Origin of the sequence: Paraburkholderia phenoliruptrix, from assembly GCF_047325075.1 — a bacterium.
GTDB lineage: Bacteria > Pseudomonadota > Gammaproteobacteria > Burkholderiales > Burkholderiaceae > Paraburkholderia > Paraburkholderia phenoliruptrix.
Window position 1 is genome coordinate 677,176 of sequence record NZ_CP168531.1, and the last position, 19,969, is coordinate 697,144.

Annotated in this window: 11 protein-coding genes, 6 tRNA genes and 3 rRNA genes; 19 read left to right on the forward strand and 1 reads right to left on the reverse strand. The window is 59.1% G+C overall.

All coding sequences use genetic code 11. The features are described 5' to 3' along the window. Window positions 1-29: 29 nt before the first annotated feature. Entirely contained in the window at window positions 30-1,028 is a 999-nt protein-coding gene (paaA, locus tag ACEN8U_RS15045) for a 1,2-phenylacetyl-CoA epoxidase subunit PaaA (protein ID WP_013589842.1), read from the reverse strand. Window positions 1,029-1,255: 227 nt separating this feature from the next. Between paaA and ACEN8U_RS15050 the strand changes: the two genes are divergently transcribed. The 19 genes from ACEN8U_RS15050 (at window position 1,256) to rpoB (ending at window position 19,964) form a co-directional block, all read left to right on the forward strand. Then, complete coding sequence (locus ACEN8U_RS15050) at window positions 1,256-2,869, forward strand: NAD(P)/FAD-dependent oxidoreductase (protein ID WP_015003932.1); 1,614 nt, start codon at window positions 1,256-1,258, stop codon at window positions 2,867-2,869. A 159-nt stretch (window positions 2,870-3,028) separates the two neighbouring features. Continuing rightward, entirely contained in the window at window positions 3,029-4,300 is a 1,272-nt protein-coding gene (locus tag ACEN8U_RS15055; protein ID WP_310104132.1) for an SGNH/GDSL hydrolase family protein, read from the forward strand. Between the two features lie 472 nt (window positions 4,301-4,772). Then, window positions 4,773-6,304: ribosomal RNA gene (locus ACEN8U_RS15060) — 16S ribosomal RNA — on the forward strand. 74 nt (window positions 6,305-6,378) lie between these two features. Continuing rightward, window positions 6,379-6,455 (forward strand) — tRNA-Ile (locus tag ACEN8U_RS15065). A 75-nt stretch (window positions 6,456-6,530) separates the two neighbouring features. Continuing rightward, window positions 6,531-6,606 (forward strand) — tRNA-Ala (locus ACEN8U_RS15070). 306 nt (window positions 6,607-6,912) lie between these two features. Further along, window positions 6,913-9,794 (forward strand): 23S ribosomal RNA (locus ACEN8U_RS15075). 212 nt (window positions 9,795-10,006) lie between these two features. Then, window positions 10,007-10,120: ribosomal RNA gene (gene rrf / locus ACEN8U_RS15080) — 5S ribosomal RNA — on the forward strand. The 16S, 23S and 5S rRNA genes sit together here with 5 tRNA genes alongside, the layout of an rRNA operon. Window positions 10,121-10,278: 158 nt before the next feature. After that, window positions 10,279-10,364: transfer RNA gene (locus ACEN8U_RS15085), tRNA-Tyr, on the forward strand. A gap of 41 nt (window positions 10,365-10,405) precedes the next feature. Beyond that, window positions 10,406-10,479, forward strand: a tRNA-Gly gene (locus ACEN8U_RS15090). Between the two features lie 16 nt (window positions 10,480-10,495). Next, a tRNA-Thr gene (locus tag ACEN8U_RS15095) sits at window positions 10,496-10,570 on the forward strand. Between the two features lie 63 nt (window positions 10,571-10,633). After that, window positions 10,634-11,824, forward strand: a complete 1,191-nt coding sequence (gene tuf, locus ACEN8U_RS15100; RefSeq protein WP_013340742.1) for an elongation factor Tu — start codon at window positions 10,634-10,636, stop codon at window positions 11,822-11,824. A gap of 64 nt (window positions 11,825-11,888) precedes the next feature. After that, window positions 11,889-11,964: transfer RNA gene (locus ACEN8U_RS15105), tRNA-Trp, on the forward strand. 36 nt (window positions 11,965-12,000) lie between these two features. Beyond that, complete coding sequence (gene secE, locus ACEN8U_RS15110) at window positions 12,001-12,381, forward strand: preprotein translocase subunit SecE (protein WP_015003929.1); 381 nt, start codon at window positions 12,001-12,003, stop codon at window positions 12,379-12,381. Between the two features lies 1 nt (window position 12,382). Then, a complete protein-coding gene (nusG, locus tag ACEN8U_RS15115) occupies window positions 12,383-12,940 on the forward strand; it encodes a transcription termination/antitermination protein NusG (RefSeq protein ID WP_007180147.1) in 558 nt (185 codons plus the stop codon). Between the two features lie 161 nt (window positions 12,941-13,101). Next, window positions 13,102-13,533: a 50S ribosomal protein L11 gene (gene rplK, locus ACEN8U_RS15120; protein WP_013589839.1), complete on the forward strand. Its 432-nt coding sequence runs from the start codon at window positions 13,102-13,104 to the stop codon at window positions 13,531-13,533. Next, on the forward strand, window positions 13,534-14,232 hold the full coding sequence (gene rplA, locus ACEN8U_RS15125) for a 50S ribosomal protein L1 (RefSeq protein WP_006053278.1): 699 nt from the start codon (window positions 13,534-13,536) through the stop codon (window positions 14,230-14,232). It begins immediately after the preceding gene. 299 nt (window positions 14,233-14,531) lie between these two features. Continuing rightward, on the forward strand, window positions 14,532-15,035 hold the full coding sequence (gene rplJ / locus ACEN8U_RS15130; protein WP_013340748.1) for a 50S ribosomal protein L10: 504 nt from the start codon (window positions 14,532-14,534) through the stop codon (window positions 15,033-15,035). Window positions 15,036-15,098: 63 nt separating this feature from the next. Next, the gene (gene rplL, locus ACEN8U_RS15135) at window positions 15,099-15,476 is read left to right on the forward strand and encodes a 50S ribosomal protein L7/L12 (RefSeq protein WP_013340747.1); all 378 of its coding nucleotides are present in this window, start codon (window positions 15,099-15,101) and stop codon (window positions 15,474-15,476) included. 381 nt (window positions 15,477-15,857) lie between these two features. Further along, on the forward strand, window positions 15,858-19,964 hold the full coding sequence (gene rpoB / locus ACEN8U_RS15140) for a DNA-directed RNA polymerase subunit beta (protein WP_013589837.1): 4,107 nt from the start codon (window positions 15,858-15,860) through the stop codon (window positions 19,962-19,964). The last annotated feature ends 5 nt before the right edge of the window (window positions 19,965-19,969 follow it).

A 19,969-nucleotide genomic window follows, 5' to 3' on the forward strand; every position in this document is an offset into this window, starting at 1 on the left:
CTGATTCGTTGCATGGCGCGCCGCGCGGCTCAGGCGGCGTGCTGTTGTGCGCGTTGGCGTTGCTTTTCGGCGTGGGCGAGCGCCGCTTCGCGAACCCAGGCGCCGTCGTTGTGGGCTTTCACGCGCGTGCCGAGGCGCTCGCGGTTGCACGGGCCGTCGCCGTTCACGACACGCCAGAACTCTTCCCAGTCGATATCGCCGTAGTCGTAATGACCGCGCGCCTCATTCCATTTGAGCGCCGGGTCGGGCAGCGTGACGCCCAGCACCTTGGCCTGCTCGACGGTGGCGTCGACGAATTTCTGCCGCAGGTCGTCGTTCGAAATACGCTTGATGCCCCATTTCGACGACTGATTGCTGTGGATCGAATCCTTGTCGCTCGGGCCGAACATCATCAGCACGGGCCACCACCAGCGGTTCACCGCCTGCTGCACGAGTTCGCGCTGAGCTTCGGTGCCGGACATCATCGCCATCAGCGCGTCGAAACCCTGGCGCTGGTGGAACGACTCTTCCTTGCAGATGCGGATCATCGCGCGGGCGTACGGGCCGTAGGTGCAACGGCACAGAGGAATCTGATTCATGATCGCCGCACCGTCGACCAGCCAGCCGATCACGCCCACATCTGCCCAAGTGGGGGTCGGATAATTGAAGATGCTCGAATATTTGGCCTTGCCGGCATGCAGCGCCGCGATCAGCTGATCGCGCGAGACGCCGAGCGTTTCCGCCGCGCTGTAGAGATAGAGGCCGTGGCCGGCTTCGTCCTGCACCTTGGCAAGCAGAATCGCTTTGCGCTTCAGACTCGGCGCGCGCGTGATCCAGTTGCCTTCGGGCAGCATGCCGACGATTTCCGAATGCGCGTGCTGCGAAATCTGGCGCACCAGCGTTTTGCGGTACGCCTCGGGCATCCAGTCCTGCGGTTCGATCTTGCCGTCGGCGGCCATCACGGCGTCGAACTGCGCCTCGTCCGGCGATGCCGCGCCGGATTCCAGCGGGGCCACGTTACCGGGAATGTCCAGGGATTGCGTGTACATGGGGACGCTCGTCTGCGGGAGTTGTCTGGTTCGCACAGTATAAACCAACCGACCGGTCGGTTAATAAATATTTTGAGACGACATGCGCGGACCGATAGATCGCGAGGGGCAGATCGGCGATGCATCGGCTTTGCGCCAAAGCCCCGCGCCGACGCTTAACCTATAAAATTGCGAATTGGCCGCGATTGGCGGCCCCATTTGCGGCCCCTCCTGCATCCCGGTATTTCATGTTACGTCTTAGCGAAATCAAACTCCCGCTCGATCACCCCGAGAGCGCGCTCGACGCCGCCGTTCGCGCACGGCTTGCGGAACTCGGCGTGCCGCGCGACGGGCTCGTCCGATACACGGTGTTCCGCCGCGCGCACGATGCGCGCAAGCGCGCCGACATCAAGCTCACTTATATCGTCGACGTCGAGGTCACGGACGAGGCCGCCGCGCTCAAGCGTCTGGCCGACGTGCCGCATTGCGGCGTGACGCCCGACATGACGTACCGGTTTGTCGCGAAGGCCCCGGCGCAGCTCACGGCGCCGCGCCCGGTGGTGATCGGCATGGGGCCTTGCGGGCTGTTCGCCGGGCTGATCCTCGCGCAAATGGGCTTTCGGCCGATCATCCTCGAGCGCGGCAAGGCGGTGCGCGAGCGCACCAAGGACACGTTCGGCCTGTGGCGCAAGTCGGTGCTGAATCCGGAATCGAATGTGCAATTCGGCGAGGGCGGCGCGGGCACGTTTTCGGACGGCAAGCTGTACAGCCAGATCAAGGACCCGAAGCACTACGGCCGCAAGGTGCTCGACGAATTCGTGCGTGCCGGCGCGCCGGAAGACATTCTGTATCTGAGCCGCCCGCACATCGGCACGTTTCGCCTTGTCAGCATGGTCGAGAAGATGCGCGCGACTATCCACGAGCTGGGCGGCGAGGTGCGGTTTCAGACCCGCGTGGACGATATCGAGATCGATCAGGGAAAAGTGCGCGGCCTCAAGCTGTCGACCGGCGAAACGCTGCGCTGCGACCACGTGGTGCTTGCCGTTGGCCACAGCGCGCGCGATACCTTCCAGATGCTGCACGACCGCGGCGTCTATATTGAAGCGAAGCCGTTCTCGCTCGGCTTCCGGATCGAGCATCCGCAGGGTGTGATCGATCGCAGCCGGTTCGGCAAGTTTGCCGGCCACAAGCAACTGGGCGCCGCGGACTACAAGGTCGTGCATCACTGCAGCAACGGGCGTGCGGTGTACAGCTTCTGCATGTGCCCGGGCGGCACGGTGGTCGCGGCGACATCCGAGCCCGGCCGCGTGGTGACCAACGGCATGAGCCAGTATTCGCGGGCCGAGCGCAATGCGAATGCGGGAATCGTCGTGGGTATTACACCCGACGATTACCCCGGCGGGCCGCTTGCCGGCATTGCGTTTCAACGCAAGTGGGAAGAGCGGGCGTTCGAACTCGGCGGCGGCAACTATATGGCCCCCGGCCAGCTGGTCGGCGACTTTATTGCCGGGCGGCCGTCCACGTCGCTGGGCTCGGTCGTGCCGTCCTATAAGCCAGGCGTGCATCCCACGGATCTGAGTACGGCACTGCCCGACTACGTGATCGAGGCGATCCGCGAAGCGCTCCCGCAGCTGGAAAAGAAGATCGCCGGCTTCGCGATGCACGACGCGGTGCTGACGGGCGTCGAAACGCGGACGTCGTCGCCGATCCGGGTGCGCCGCCGTGACGACTATCAGAGCATGAACGTCGAGGGGCTGTATCCGGCGGGCGAAGGCGCGGGGTACGCCGGCGGGATCTATTCGGCGGCTATCGACGGGATTGAAGTGGCCGAGGCCGTGGCTTTGAAAATGACAGGGCATTAGCGGCCGGCTGAGTTCGCGGGCGATGCTGCCGGTTTGCGCGGTGCGCGCTGTCAGTTGCCCGTTATTCGCCGCTCCCGCCGGCGGGGCTGGGTGTGGCTCCCCGCGGCGGGCGACGTGAATCGTGCACAATGCTCGTTTTGCTCTGAGTCAGATACTGGAATGACCATCCGCTCCCTGGTTGCCGCATGCGGCGCGGCGCTGCTTGGCCAGTTTGCCGTTTCTGTTCCCGCCGCGGCCGCCGACACCTCGGCGCATTGGGTCGCCGCCTGGGCGACCGCGCTGCAGCCCATTCCGCAGCGTGCCGATTTGCCGCCGCTTTATCGCGCGCCGGAAGTTGCCGGCCGCACCGTCCGTCAGATTGTTTATCCGACGCTGTCAGGGAAGTCTGCGCGGATCCATCTCAGCAACGAGTACGGCAAGACGCCGTTGGTGATCGAGGAACTGCGGATCGCGCGGTCGGCCGGCGGCGCTGCGGCGTCCGCTGGCGGCGGCGCGCGGGTAACGTTCGGTGGGAAAAGCAGTGTGACCCTTCCGGCGGGCCGCGAGGTGGATAGCGATCCCATCGCGATGGACGTCGCGGAGGGCGCGCCTTATGCGGTCAGCGCCTTTGTGGGGCCCGATCAGCGCATTGAGGCGTGGCACCGGGTTTCCAGTCAGCTCAATTATGTTTCCGCATCCGGCAATCACACGCAGGACACGGCAGCCGCGGCGTTTCGCGCGCGCTTCACGCAGTACGCGTGGGTGACGGCGCTGTCCGTCGACGCGGCGCCTGAGGCGACGGCGATCGCGGCGATCGGTGACTCGATCACGGACGGCATGCGCTCGAGCCTGAACCAGAATCGTCGATGGCCCGACGCATTGGCCCGGCGGTTGGCGAGTGCGGGCAGCGGGTCGACGGCGGTTATCAATTTGGGCATCAGCGGCAATCGGCTGCTGAACGATTCGCCTTGCTATGGCGAAGCGCTCCTCACGCGTTTTGGGCGGGATGCGCTCGAGCGGCCCGGCGTGAAGTCGGTAATTGTGTTGATCGGCATCAACGATATCAATTTTGCGGCGATGCCCGCGCGCAACGGCCTTGACTGCGACTTCCCGCATGCTTCGGTGACGGCGGCCGGGCTGATCGCGGGCTATCAGCGGTTGATCGCGGGCGCACGACACGCGGGGGTGAAAGTGTTCGGCGGAACGTTGACGCCCGCGGCGCTTCCGCCCGAGCGGGAAAATATTCGACTCGCCGTGAACCAGTGGATCCGGTCCAGCCATGCTTTTGACGGCGTGGTGGATTTCGACGCCGTCCTCCGCGATCCGGCGGCGCCTGATCGGCTGCAGCGCAAATTCGATAGTGGCGACCACATCCATCCGAGCGACGCCGGTTACGCCGCCATGGCCGACGCGGTCCCCGTCGAGGCCGTGGCGAATCCGGTGCACAGGTGAACTGGCACAAAGTTTTCGTCGAACCCTTGTCATAAGGCTATCGGTGACCTATTATTTCGCTCCTCGTTTGGGAACGAGGAGCCGCGGCAGAAACCAGCGGCGATGGCGTCAAGCAGGTTTTTAAGCGAAAGCGAAAAAATTTAGTTGACGAAACGGACGAGAGTCTTCATAATCTCGCTTCTCTGCTGCTGATGCAGCGACGCAGAACGAAGCGGTGCCGGGTGGTTGAAATCAGGCGCTGCGAAGTGTGCGAACCGATCTTTAAAAACTAACAGCCGATAAGTGTGGGCGCTTGATGCGACGACGCTACGCCGGACTCTTCTGGGTCTGGCGGAAAAGCGAAAGTATCAAGTCTCACACAGTAATGAAAGGAAGGTTGCCTGACTCTTCTGTGGAGGAGTGAGGTTAATCATTCGTCAGTACGTTGAGTGAGCGACCGGGTTCGAGAGAGCCCGAAAACAGTAACAGGTTTGAACTGAAGAGTTTGATCCTGGCTCAGATTGAACGCTGGCGGCATGCCTTACACATGCAAGTCGGACGGCAGCGCGGGCTTCGGCCTGGCGGCGAGTGGCGAACGGGTGAGTAATACATCGGAACGTGTCCTGTAGTGGGGGATAGCCCGGCGAAAGCCGGATTAATACCGCATACGCTCTGCGGAGGAAAGCGGGGGATCCTTCGGGACCTCGCGCTACAGGGGCGGCCGATGGCAGATTAGCTAGTTGGTGGGGTAAAGGCCTACCAAGGCGACGATCTGTAGCTGGTCTGAGAGGACGACCAGCCACACTGGGACTGAGACACGGCCCAGACTCCTACGGGAGGCAGCAGTGGGGAATTTTGGACAATGGGGGCAACCCTGATCCAGCAATGCCGCGTGTGTGAAGAAGGCCTTCGGGTTGTAAAGCACTTTTGTCCGGAAAGAAAACGCCGTGGCTAATACCCGTGGCGGATGACGGTACCGGAAGAATAAGCACCGGCTAACTACGTGCCAGCAGCCGCGGTAATACGTAGGGTGCAAGCGTTAATCGGAATTACTGGGCGTAAAGCGTGCGCAGGCGGTTCGCTAAGACAGATGTGAAATCCCCGGGCTTAACCTGGGAACTGCATTTGTGACTGGCGGGCTAGAGTATGGCAGAGGGGGGTAGAATTCCACGTGTAGCAGTGAAATGCGTAGAGATGTGGAGGAATACCGATGGCGAAGGCAGCCCCTGGGCCAATACTGACGCTCATGCACGAAAGCGTGGGGAGCAAACAGGATTAGATACCCTGGTAGTCCACGCCCTAAACGATGTCAACTGGTTGTCGGGCCTTCATTGGCTTGGTAACGTAGCTAACGCGTGAAGTTGACCGCCTGGGGAGTACGGTCGCAAGATTAAAACTCAAAGGAATTGACGGGGACCCGCACAAGCGGTGGATGATGTGGATTAATTCGATGCAACGCGAAAAACCTTACCTACCCTTGACATGGATGGAATCCCGCTGAGAGGTGGGAGTGCCCGAAAGGGAGCCATCACACAGGTGCTGCATGGCTGTCGTCAGCTCGTGTCGTGAGATGTTGGGTTAAGTCCCGCAACGAGCGCAACCCTTGTCCCTAGTTGCTACGCAAGAGCACTCCAGGGAGACTGCCGGTGACAAACCGGAGGAAGGTGGGGATGACGTCAAGTCCTCATGGCCCTTATGGGTAGGGCTTCACACGTCATACAATGGTCGGAACAGAGGGTCGCCAAGCCGCGAGGTGGAGCCAATCCCAGAAAACCGATCGTAGTCCGGATCGCACTCTGCAACTCGAGTGCGTGAAGCTGGAATCGCTAGTAATCGCGGATCAGCATGCCGCGGTGAATACGTTCCCGGGTCTTGTACACACCGCCCGTCACACCATGGGAGTGGGTTTTACCAGAAGTGGCTAGTCTAACCGCAAGGAGGACGGTCACCACGGTAGGATTCATGACTGGGGTGAAGTCGTAACAAGGTAGCCGTATCGGAAGGTGCGGCTGGATCACCTCCTTTCCAGAGCTTGACGCGTCAGGGTGTTGAGCGCTCACGCTTATCGGCTGTAAGTAAAGAAACGCAGACAGACGCAGGGGTCTGTAGCTCAGTCGGTTAGAGCACCGTCTTGATAAGGCGGGGGTCGATGGTTCGAATCCATCCAGACCCACCAGCTGTCTTGTGTGGTGGCTGACCGGGGTGCTCACTGAAGTGCACACTGAGGTGCCCTGTATCTGTGTGACCCGCGGGGGGATTAGCTCAGCTGGGAGAGCACCTGCTTTGCAAGCAGGGGGTCGTCGGTTCGATCCCGTCATCCTCCACCAATTCCCAATGCCTAGTGTTCAGTGCGAGCTGAGCGTTATGCATTGGCAATTGAGCCAGTCAGCGTGATGCACGATCCAGTCGTGATATCGGCTGAACGTTCTTTAACAATCAGGAAGAAGTAGTAAAGAGATTCACGAAAGTGTACCTGGAGATGGGTGCGCGAGTAGGTGAATCAGGGTTGTGATTGTATCGATGTATTTTAAAGGTGATCGAAAGATCGCCTTGGAATACGGCGCAACACGAATACTCAACCTGTAGCGAGTGGGTCCTGTCGTGTCCAGCACGATGAGACATACCCGTTATAGGGTCAAGCGAACAAGTGCATGTGGTGGATGCCTTGGCGATCACAGGCGATGAAGGACGCGGTAGCCTGCGAAAAGCTACGGGGAGCTGGCAAACGAGCTTTGATCCGTAGATGTCCGAATGGGGAAACCCACTCCGAATGGAGTATCCATGACTGAATCCATAGGTCATGTGAGGCGAACGCGGTGAACTGAAACATCTAAGTAACCGCAGGAAAAGAAATCAACCGAGATTCCCAGAGTAGTGGCGAGCGAAATGGGAGCAGCCTGCATTCTTTATCTGAACTGTTAGCTGAACGCTCTGGAAAGTGCGGCCATAGCGGGTGATAGCCCCGTAAGCGAAAACAGATTGGAAGAACTAGGTATGCGAGAAGTAGGGCGGGACACGTGAAATCCTGTCTGAAGATGGGGGGACCATCCTCCAAGGCTAAATACTCGTGATCGACCGATAGTGAACCAGTACCGTGAGGGAAAGGCGAAAAGAACCCCGGGAGGGGAGTGAAACAGATCCTGAAACCGCATGCATACAAACAGTCGGAGCCTTCGCAAGGGGGTGACGGCGTACCTTTTGTATAATGGGTCAGCGACTTACATTCAGTGGCAAGCTTAACCGATTAGGGCAGGCGTAGCGAAAGCGAGTCCGAACAGGGCGTTCAGTCGCTGGGTGTAGACCCGAAACCAGGTGATCTATCCATGGCCAGGATGAAGGTGCGGTAACACGTACTGGAGGTCCGAACCCACTAACGTTGAAAAGTTAGGGGATGAGCTGTGGATAGGGGTGAAAGGCTAAACAAACCTGGAAATAGCTGGTTCTCTCCGAAAACTATTTAGGTAGTGCCTCGTGTATCACCTTCGGGGGTAGAGCACTGTCATGGTTGTGGGGTCCATTGCGGATTACTACGCCATAGCAAACTCCGAATACCGAAGAGTGCAATCACGGGAGACAGACATCGGGTGCTAACGTCCGGTGTCAAGAGGGAAACAACCCAGACCGCCAGCTAAGGTCCCCAAATATGGCTAAGTGGGAAACGAAGTGGGAAGGCTAAAACAGTCAGGAGGTTGGCTTAGAAGCAGCCATCCTTTAAAGAAAGCGTAATAGCTCACTGATCGAGTCGTCCTGCGCGGAAGATGTAACGGGGCTAAGCCATATACCGAAGCTGCGGATGCATATTTATATGCATGGTAGGAGAGCGTTCCGTAAGCCTGCGAAGGTGCACTGGAAAGTGTGCTGGAGGTATCGGAAGTGCGAATGCTGACATGAGTAGCGATAAAGGGGGTGAAAGGCCCCCTCGCCGTAAGCCCAAGGTTTCCTACGCAACGTTCATCGGCGTAGGGTGAGTCGGCCCCTAAGGCGAGGCAGAAATGCGTAGCTGATGGGAAGCAGGTTAATATTCCTGCACCATTGTTGAATGCGATGGGGGGACGGATCGCGGAAGGTTGTCCGGGTGTTGGAAGTCCCGGTCCTTGCATTGGAGAAGGCGCTTTGGCAAATCCGGGCGCGGAATTCAAGGGTGCGAGGCCAGTGATCTAGGTCACGAAGCAATCGGAAGTGGTTCCGGGAAAAGCCTCTAAGCTTCAGTTCAACAAGACCGTACCGCAAACCGACACAGGTGGGCGAGATGAGTATTCTAAGGCGCTTGAGAGAACTCGGGAGAAGGAACTCGGCAAATTGGTACCGTAACTTCGGGATAAGGTACGCCCCTGTAGCTTGACTCGCCTGCGCGAGAAGGGTGAAGGGGTTGCAATAAACTGGTGGCTGCGACTGTTTAATAAAAACACAGCACTCTGCAAACACGAAAGTGGACGTATAGGGTGTGACGCCTGCCCGGTGCCGGAAGATTAAATGATGGGGTGCAAGCTCCTGATTGAAGTCCCGGTAAAACGGCGGCCGTAACTATAACGGTCCTAAGGTAGCGAAATTCCTTGTCGGGTAAGTTCCGACCTGCACGAATGGCGTAACGATGGCCACACTGTCTCCTCCCGAGACTCAGCGAAGTTGAAGTGTTTGTGATGATGCAATCTCCCCGCGGCTAGACGGAAAGACCCCATGAACCTTTACTGTAGCTTTGCATTGGACTTTGAACCGGTCTGTGTAGGATAGGTGGGAGGCTGTGAAGCGTGGACGCCAGTCTGCGTGGAGCCATCCTTGAAATACCACCCTGATCTGTTTGAGGTTCTAACCTTGGTCCGTAATCCGGATCGGGGACAGTGCATGGTAGGCAGTTTGACTGGGGCGGTCTCCTCCCAAAGTGTAACGGAGGAGTACGAAGGTACGCTAGGTACGGTCGGAAATCGTGCTGATAGTGCAATGGCATAAGCGTGCTTAACTGCGAGACCGACAAGTCGAGCAGGTGCGAAAGCAGGTCATAGTGATCCGGTGGTTCTGTATGGAAGGGCCATCGCTCAACGGATAAAAGGTACTCTGGGGATAACAGGCTGATACCGCCCAAGAGTTCATATCGACGGCGGTGTTTGGCACCTCGATGTCGGCTCATCTCATCCTGGGGCTGTAGCCGGTCCCAAGGGTATGGCTGTTCGCCATTTAAAGAGGTACGTGAGCTGGGTTTAAAACGTCGTGAGACAGTTTGGTCCCTATCTGCCGTGGGCGCTGGATATTTGAAGGGGGCTGCTCCTAGTACGAGAGGACCGGAGTGGACGAACCTCTGGTGTACCGGTTGTCACGCCAGTGGCATCGCCGGGTAGCTATGTTCGGAAGAGATAACCGCTGAAAGCATCTAAGCGGGAAACTCGCCTTAAGATGAGATATCCCCGGGGCTTCGAGCCCCTTGAAGGGTCGTTCAAGACCAGGACGTTGATAGGTCAGGTGTGTAAGCGCAGTAATGCGTTCAGCTAACTGATACTAATTGCCCGTAAGGCTTGATCCTATAACAGGTGTGTGTCGGCAGCCGTGAGTGCTTCAGCACTTATGGATGCCCCACCCTGCGCCACGCGCAGGGTCTTATGCAGACCACACACGGTTGAGATCCATGTTGTGCCCGATACAGCACAACCCCGCATCGCCTGGTGAGCATCACCAGAAACTACTTCTTCCAGATTGGCTGTATTGCCCCACCGGCAGTACGGCAACCCGTCAAAGCCTGATGACCATAGCGAGTCGGTCCCACCCCTTCCCATCCCGAACAGGACCGTGAAACGACTCCACGCCGATGATAGTGCGGATTACCCGTGTGAAAGTAGGTAATCGTCAGGCTCCCCACCACCGTCAGAAACCCCACCCCGCAAAGGTGGGGTTTCTGCGTTTACGGCAGCACCGCAATCACTACCTATAAGTGAGAGCGTTTGGGTTTGGAACAGTCGAGTAACTCTTGACATTCAGCGGTTGTTCCCCCATAATCATCAGTTCTCTGCGGAGGGGTGCCCGAGTGGCTAAAGGGGGCAGACTGTAAATCTGTTGGCTTACGCCTACGTTGGTTCGAATCCAACCTCCTCCACCAGAATGCAAGTTGTAGCAGTTGTTGGGAATCCATGGGTCCTTGCGGGTGTAGCTCAATGGTAGAGCAGAAGCCTTCCAAGCTTACGACGAGGGTTCGATTCCCTTCACCCGCTCCAGCCAAATAGAAGTAGCGCCCATGTGGCTCAGTGGTAGAGCACTCCCTTGGTAAGGGAGAGGTCGGCAGTTCGATCCTGCCCATGGGCACCAGAAGTACCCGGTGATTGTTTGCGCCCGGCGCAACGTACGGAAAAATCCTCTTAGGAGTCGAAAATGGCCAAGGGTAAGTTTGAGCGGACCAAGCCGCACGTGAACGTCGGCACGATCGGTCACGTTGACCACGGCAAGACCACGCTGACGGCAGCGATCACGACGGTTCTGACGCAGAAGTTCGGCGGCGAAGCGAAGGCATACGACCAGATCGACGCGGCGCCGGAAGAAAAGGCACGTGGCATCACGATCAACACGGCGCACGTCGAGTACGAAACGGCTAACCGCCACTACGCACACGTCGACTGCCCGGGCCACGCTGACTATGTGAAGAACATGATCACGGGCGCCGCGCAGATGGACGGCGCAATCCTGGTGTGCTCGGCCGCTGACGGCCCGATGCCGCAAACGCGTGAGCACATCCTGCTGGCGCGTCAGGTCGGTGTGCCGTACATCATCGTGTTCCTGAACAAGTGCGACATGGTGGACGACGCCGAGCTGCTGGAACTGGTCGAGATGGAAGTGCGCGAACTTCTGTCGAAGTACGACTTCCCGGGCGACGACACGCCGATCATCAAGGGTTCGGCCAAGCTGGCGCTGGAAGGCGACAAGGGCGAGCTGGGCGAAGTGGCGATCATGAACCTGGCCGACGCGCTGGACACGTACATCCCGACGCCGGAGCGCGCTGTGGACGGCACGTTCCTGATGCCGGTAGAAGACGTGTTCTCGATCTCGGGTCGCGGCACGGTGGTGACGGGTCGCGTTGAGCGCGGCGTCATCAAGGTCGGCGAGGAAATCGAAATCGTCGGTATCAAGCCGACGGTGAAGACGACCTGCACGGGCGTGGAAATGTTCCGCAAGCTGCTGGATCAGGGTCAGGCGGGCGACAACGTGGGTATCCTGCTGCGCGGCACGAAGCGCGAAGACGTGGAGCGTGGCCAGGTGCTGGCCAAGCCGGGTTCGATCAACCCGCACACGCACTTCACGGCTGAAGTGTACGTGCTGAGCAAGGACGAAGGCGGCCGTCACACGCCGTTCTTCAACAACTACCGTCCGCAGTTCTACTTCCGTACGACGGACGTGACGGGCTCGATCGAGCTGCCGAAGGACAAGGAAATGGTCATGCCGGGCGACAACGTGTCGATCACGGTGAAGCTGATCAACCCGATCGCGATGGAAGAAGGTCTGCGCTTCGCTATCCGCGAAGGCGGCCGTACCGTCGGCGCAGGTGTCGTTGCCAAGATTCTCGAGTAACGCCAGACAGTTCTCGTTAATCTGTAGTTTCGGGGTTGGCGGTGTCGTCAACCCCAAATGGTTTAGGGGTATAGCTCAACTGGCAGAGCGTCGGTCTCCAAAACCGAAGGTTGGGGGTTCGATTCCCTCTGCCCCTGCCAACTCTCGCGTCGTATGTGACGCTTCGTTAAGGTGTTATGGCGAATCCTTCCGTCGAAACTGTAAATACATCCGGCGACAAGCTGATGCTCGTCGCGGGCGTATTGCTGGTCTTGGCCGGGTTCGTGGGGTTCTTCTGGCTCAACGGTCAGGAATGGTACGTCCGCGGAGCCGCCTTGGCTGTTGGTGCAATCGCGGGTGTTGCAGTCGGTCTTCTCTCCGCGCCTGGCAAGGGTTTCATCGCTTTCGCCAAAGATTCGTACAAGGAAGTCCGCAAGGTTGTCTGGCCGACTCGCAAAGAGGCCACCCAGACGACGTTGGTCGTGTTCGGCTTCGTGTTCGTTATGGCGATCTTTCTTTGGGTGAGTGATAAATCCATCGAATGGGCGATTTTCTCGGTGATTCTGGGTTGGAAATGATATGAGCGATACTCCGGCATCTCCGAGCGGCAAACGCTGGTACGTCGTGCACGCCTACTCCGGTATGGAGAAGAGCGTGCAACGTGCGCTTCAGGAGCGCATCGAACGTGCTGGCATGCAAGACCAGTTTGGTCAAATCCTCGTTCCAACTGAAGAAGTGGTCGAGGTGAAAGGTGGTCACAAGTCGGTGACCGAGCGTCGTTTCTTCCCTGGCTACGTGCTGGTGGAAATGGAAATGACCGACGAGACGTGGCACCTCGTGAAGAATACGGCGAAGGTCACTGGCTTCGTTGGTGGTGCACGTAATCGCCCGAGTCCGATTTCTCCGCGTGAAGTCGAGAAGATCATGTCGCAGATGCAGGAAGGCGTGGAAAAGCCGCGCCCGAAGACCCTGTTCGAAGTAGGCGAGATGGTGCGGGTGAAGGACGGTCCTTTTACGGATTTCAACGGCAGCGTCGAAGAAGTCAACTACGAAAAGTCGCGTGTCCGTGTTTCCGTTACGATTTTCGGCCGCGCAACGCCGGTTGAACTGGAATTCGGCCAAGTCGAGAAGTTGTAATTCAGAATTTTACGCGGCGCGCCATTCGGCGCGTTTCGTACTTCGCGCTTACGGTCCGCGTAACGGCCGTTGAGGAGCGTAACTAGTCGAGTTTCGACGAACGCGCGTTACTACTCACTGAACGTCTGCTCGCAACGCGGCGTTCCAAAGAGGTTTTCAACATGGCAAAGAAAATCATTGGCTTTATCAAGCTGCAGATTCCTGCAGGTAAAGCCAACCCGTCGCCGCCGGTCGGTCCGGCACTGGGCCAGCGCGGCCTGAACATCATGGAGTTCTGCAAGGCGTTTAACGCGCAGACCCAAGCACTGGAACCGGGTCTGCCGATTCCGGTCGTGATCACCGCGTTCGCTGACAAGAGCTTCACGTTCGTCCTCAAGACGCCGCCGGCAACGGTCCTGATCAAGAAGGCAGCGAAGGTCGACAAGGGTTCGAGCAAGCCGCACACCGACAAGGTCGGCAAGATTACCCGCGCTCAAGCTGAAGACATCGCCAAGACCAAGATGCCCGATCTGACGGCAGCTGATCTGGACGCAGCGGTTCGTACGATCGCTGGTAGCGCCCGCTCGATGGGCATCACCGTGGAGGGCGTGTAAATGGCTAAGCTTTCTAAGCGTCTGCAAGCATTTGCAGCAAAGGTTGACCGTCAGAAGCTGTACCCGATCGACGACGCACTGTCGCTCGTGAAGGAATGCGCAAGCGCCAAGTTTGACGAGTCGATCGACGTGGCCGTGCAACTCGGCATCGATGCAAAGAAGTCGGACCAGGTGGTCCGGGGTTCGGTCGTTCTGCCGGCAGGTACCGGTAAGTCGGTCCGCGTCGCTGTGTTCGCGCAAGGCGAAAAGGCTGAGCAGGCTCGTGCAGCTGGCGCTGAAGTCGTCGGTATGGAAGACCTGGCTGAACAGGTTAAGGCCGGCAATCTGGACTTCGATATCGTGATCGCTTCGCCGGACACGATGCGCGTTGTCGGTACGCTCGGTCAGATCCTCGGCCCGCGCGGCCTGATGCCGAACCCGAAGGTCGGCACGGTCACGCCGGACGTCGCGACTGCAGTCAAGAACGCCAAGGCAGGTCAGGTGCAATTCCGCGTCGACAAGGCCGGTATCATCCACGCCACCATCGGGCGTGCTTCGTTCGAGCCGACGGCTCTGCGCAGCAACCTGAGCGCGCTCATCGACGCGCTGCAGAAGGCCAAGCCGGCGACCAGCAAGGGTGTCTACCTGCGCAAGGTCGCTCTGTCGAGCACGATGGGCGTCGGCGTTCGCGTCGACCAGGCATCGCTCGCGGCGCAGTAAGTAATTCATCGCCTCGGCGAAAGCCGGGGTGGTTTATGGGCTTTGGGCGGTTGTGCGGTGGCAGTTGCATCGCGCAGCCGGTTGTCAAAGACCGTTGGCGGGCACGCAGCAGGTAGGCGAGCCCTTAATGCAAAGCCAACGCAGATGGCGAACCCGAAAAAGTTTTGTAGTGATGAAGCCGGTTGATGCTCGCAGCAATGCGGGTGTCGGGCGGTCGAAATACTCCTGACTGGTCGGACGCCGTTATTGAACGCGGTACACAAGGCGCACGCCGCGTGTATCGAATCTGGAGGTTAACCGTGCCACTCAACAAAGAAAGCAAGCAGGCCGTCGTCGCTGAGGTTGCCGCGCAAGTCGCGAAAGCCCAGACCGTGGTTCTGGCTGAGTATCGTGGGATCACGGTTGGCGATCTGACCAAGCTGCGCGCGAAAGCGCGTGAGCAACAGGTTTATCTTCGCGTGTTGAAGAACACGCTGGCGCGTCGCGCTGTCGAAGGTACCCCGTTTGCTCCGCTGGCAGAGCAGATGACTGGCCCCCTGATCTACGGCATCTCGGAAGATGCAATTGCTGCTGCCAAGGTCGTCAACGACTTCAGCAAGAGCAATGACAAGTTGGTCATCAAGGCTGGCGCCTACGAAGGCAACGTGATGGACAAGGCAGGCGTGCAAGCGCTGGCCAACATCCCGAGCCGCGAGGAACTGCTCTCCAAGCTGTTGTTCGTTATGCAAGCACCTGTTTCTGGCTTCGCGCGCGCTCTGGCCGCGCTGGCAGAGAAGAAACAAGGCGAAGAATCCGCTGCGTAATGCACTTCAGCCGAGCGTAATTGATCGCTAGCTGTATCCGAATTCAATTTAGGAGTATTTCAAATGGCAATCGCAAAAGAAGACATCCTCGAAGCCGTAGGCTCGATGTCGGTTCTGGAACTGAACGAGCTGGTTAAGGCGTTCGAAGAAAAGTTTGGCGTGTCGGCAGCTGCTGTTGCAGTGGCAGGCCCGGCAGGTGCAGGCGGCGGCGCTGCTGCAGCTGAAGAGCAAACCGAATTCACGGTCAACCTGGTTGACGTCGGCGCGAACAAGGTTTCCGTCATTAAGGCAGTTCGTGAACTGACGGGTCTCGGCCTGAAGGAAGCGAAGGACCTGGTCGACGGCGCACCGAAGCCCGTTAAGGAATCGGTGCCGAAGGCTGCTGCTGAAGAAGCCAAGAAGAAGCTGGAAGAAGCCGGCGCGAAGGCTGAAATCAAGTAAGTTTCAGCGCGCTGTGCGAAGGCTGGCGGTTTTTCACCGCCGGCCTTTTTGTGCTTTGTGGGGGACGCGTTTTTGCATTGCTGTCCGGCAGGAATGCGACTCCCAGAAGCCAAAGAAAATCGCCTATCGGCAACATTGACCGGCGCTTCTCTTTGTCTTCTGAAGCGACTGCAGAAGGCAAGTTTGGTCGGGTAGCGGCTCAAGTCCCAGATGCGACACGCATCCGCTACCGTCAGCCAGCGGTTGGTAGAGGCCAACCACCAAGCTTCTAGGCTCGTTCAAGCCATCGGACGGCCATCGGGTCTCAGTCGGTGAACACTCGGGTTGTCTCATCAAGGTATCCTGCCTCGACAACAATGCCCGCCGTGATTCGGAGATCGTATGCAATATTCCTTCACCGAGAAGAAGCGTATTCGCAAGAGTTTTGCGAAGCGCCCCATCGTTCACCAAGTACCTTTCCTGCTGGCTACCCAGCTTGAATCATTCAGCACGTTTCTGCAAGCAGATACGCCGTCTACGCAGCGCAAGCCGGAAGGCCTGCAGGCTGCGTTTACATCCGTTTTCCCGATCGTTTCGCACAACGGGTTCGCACGCCTCGAGTTCGTCAGCTACATGCTGTCGCCGCCGGCATTCAACATCAAGGAATGTCAGCAGCGCGGTTTGACCTACTGCTCGGCGCTGCGCGCCAAAGTGCGTCTGGTGCTGCTCGATAAAGAATCGCCGAGCAAGCCGGTCGTCAAGGAAGTGAAGGAACAGGAAGTGTACATGGGCGAAATTCCGCTCATGACGCCGACGGGTTCGTTCGTCATCAACGGCACGGAGCGCGTGATCGTTTCGCAGCTGCACCGTTCGCCTGGCGTGTTCTTCGAGCACGACAAGGGCAAGACGCACAGCTCGGGCAAGCTCCTGTTCTCCGCACGTATCATTCCTTACCGCGGTTCGTGGCTCGACTTCGAGTTCGACCCGAAGGACGTGCTGTACTTCCGCGTCGACCGCCGCCGCAAGATGCCGGTCACGATCCTGCTGAAGGCAATCGGCCTCACGCCGGAACAGATCCTCGCAAACTTCTTCGTGTTCGATAACTTCACGCTGATGCCCGAAGGCGCGCAGATGGAGTTCGTGCCGGAGCGTCTGCGTGGCGAAGTCGCGCGTTTCGACATTACCGACCGCGACGGCAATGTGATCGTCCAGAAGGACAAGCGGATCAACGCGAAGCACATCCGCGACCTGGACAACGCCAAGACCAAGTTCATCTCGGTTCCGGAAGACTATCTGCTCGGCCGCGTGCTGGCGAAGAACGTCGTCGACGGCGACACCGGTGAAGTCATCGCGAATGCGAACGACGAAATCACGGAAACCGTCCTCGAAAAGCTGCGCGAAGCGAAGATCAAGGACATCCAGACGCTTTATACGAACGATCTGGACCAGGGTCCGTACATCTCGTCCACGCTGCGTATCGACGAAACCGCCGACAAGATGGCCGCGCGCATCGCGATCTACCGCATGATGCGCCCGGGCGAGCCGCCGACCGAAGAAGCGGTCGAGGCACTGTTCAACCGTCTGTTCTACAGCGAAGACGCCTACGACCTGTCCAAGGTGGGTCGTATGAAGTTCAATCGCCGCGTGGGTCGCGACGAGATCGTCGGCCCGATGACGCTGCAGGACGACGACATTCTCGCGACGATCAAGATTCTGGTCGAGCTGCGTAACGGCAAGGGCGAAGTCGACGACATCGACCACCTCGGCAATCGCCGTGTGCGTTGCGTCGGCGAACTGGCGGAGAACCAGTTCCGCGCCGGTCTCGTGCGTGTGGAACGTGCTGTGAAGGAACGCCTCGGCCAGGCCGAAAGCGAAAACCTGATGCCGCACGACCTGATCAACTCGAAGCCGATTTCGTCGGCGATTCGCGAGTTCTTCGGTTCGTCGCAGCTGTCGCAGTTCATGGACCAGACCAACCCGCTGTCGGAAATTACCCACAAGCGCCGTGTTTCGGCACTGGGCCCGGGTGGTTTGACGCGTGAGCGCGCAGGCTTCGAAGTGCGCGACGTGCATCCTACGCATTACGGCCGCGTCTGCCCGATTGAAACGCCTGAAGGTCCGAACATCGGTCTGATCAACTCGCTCGCGCTGTACGCGCACCTGAACGAATACGGCTTCCTCGAAACGCCGTATCGCAAGGTCGTGGACGGCAAGGTGACCGACCAGATCGACTACCTGTCGGCGATCGAAGAAGGCCGTTACGTGATCGCGCAGGCGAACGCGGCGGTGGCCGAAGACGGCACGCTGACCGACGAACTCGTGTCGTCGCGTGAAGCGGGCGAAACGCTGATGGTCACGCCGGACCGCATCCAGTACATGGACGTGGCGCCGTCGCAGATCGTCTCGGTGGCTGCATCGCTGATTCCGTTCCTCGAGCACGATGACGCGAACCGCGCATTGATGGGCTCGAACATGCAGCGTCAGGCTGTGCCGTGTCTGCGTCCTGAAAAGGCCGTGGTCGGTACCGGTATCGAGCGCACGGTGGCGGTCGACTCGGGCACGACGGTTCAGGCCTTCCGCGGCGGCGTGGTCGACTACGTCGACGCGGGCCGTATCGTGATTCGCGTGAACGACGAAGAAGCGGTGGCTGGCGACGTCGGTGTCGACATCTACAACCTGATCAAGTACACGCGTTCGAACCAGAACACGAACATCAACCAGCGTCCGATCGTGAAGGTCGGCGACAAGGTTTCGCGCGGCGACGTGCTGGCTGACGGCGCATCCACGGACCTCGGCGAACTGGCGCTCGGCCAGAACATGCTGGTCGCGTTCATGCCGTGGAACGGCTACAACTTCGAAGACTCGATCCTGATCTCGGAGAAGGTGGTGGCCGACGACCGTTACACGTCGATCCACATCGAAGAACTGAACGTCGTGGCTCGCGACACGAAGCTCGGACCGGAAGAAATCACGCGCGACATCTCGAACCTGGCTGAAGTACAACTCGGCCGTCTCGACGAGTCGGGCATCGTCTACATCGGCGCGGAAGTCGAAGCAGGCGACGTGCTGGTCGGCAAGGTCACGCCGAAGGGCGAAACCCAGCTGACGCCGGAAGAGAAGCTGCTGCGCGCCATTTTCGGCGAAAAGGCTTCGGACGTGAAGGACACCTCGCTGCGCGTGCCGTCGGGCATGAGCGGCACGGTGATCGACGTCCAGGTGTTCACGCGCGAAGGCATTCAGCGCGACAAGCGCGCGCAACAGATTATCGACGACGAACTGAAGCGCTATCGTCTCGACCTGAACGACCAGCTGCGTATCGTGGAAGGCGACGCGTTCCAGCGTCTCGCGCGCATGCTGACGGGCAAGGTCGCGAACGGCGGTCCGAAGAAGCTCGCGAAGGGCACGAAGATCGAACAGGCTTACCTGGAAGATCTCGATCATTACCACTGGTTCGACATCCGCCTCGCGGACGAAGAAGCAGCGGCGCAGCTCGAAGCGATCAAGGATTCGATCGAACAGAAGCGTCACCAGTTCGACCTGGCGTTCGAAGAAAAGCGCAAGAAGCTCACGCAAGGCGACGAACTGCCGCCGGGCGTGCTGAAGATGGTCAAGGTGTATCTGGCAGTCAAGCGCCGTCTGCAGCCTGGCGACAAGATGGCAGGCCGTCACGGTAACAAGGGTGTCGTGTCGAAGATCGTGCCGATCGAAGACATGCCGTACATGGCCGACGGCCGTCCGGCTGACGTCGTTCTGAACCCGCTCGGCGTGCCGTCGCGGATGAACGTCGGTCAGGTTCTCGAAGTGCATCTGGGCTGGGCCGCGAAGGGTCTCGGCTGGCGTATCGGCGAAATGCTGCAGCGTCAGGCGAAGATCGAAGAACTGCGCGAGTTCCTGACCAAGATCTACAACGAGTCGGGCCGCGCCGAAGAGCTGGACAGCTTCACCGACGAGGAAATCGTCGAACTGGCGAAGAACCTGCGCGAAGGCGTGCCGTTCGCGACGCCGGTGTTCGACGGTGCGACGGAAGAAGAAATGTCGCGCGCGCTGGATCTGGCGTTCCCGGACGACATCGCGCAGAACCTCGGCATGACGCCGTCGAAGAATCAGGTGCGTCTGTACGACGGCCGCACGGGCGAAATGTTCGAACGTACGGTGACGGTCGGCTACATGCACTACCTGAAGCTGCACCACCTGGTCGACGACAAGATGCACGCGCGTTCCACGGGCCCGTACTCGCTCGTGACGCAGCAGCCGCTGGGCGGTAAGGCGCAGTTCGGTGGCCAGCGTTTCGGTGAAATGGAAGTGTGGGCGCTCGAAGCGTACGGCGCATCGTACGTGCTGCAAGAAATGCTGACGGTGAAGTCGGACGACGTGACGGGCCGGACCAAGGTGTACGAGAACCTGGTCAAGGGCGATCACGTGATCGATGCTGGCATGCCGGAGTCCTTCAACGTGTTGGTGAAGGAAATCCGCTCGCTCGGTATCGATATCGACCTCGACCGCAACTAATCGGA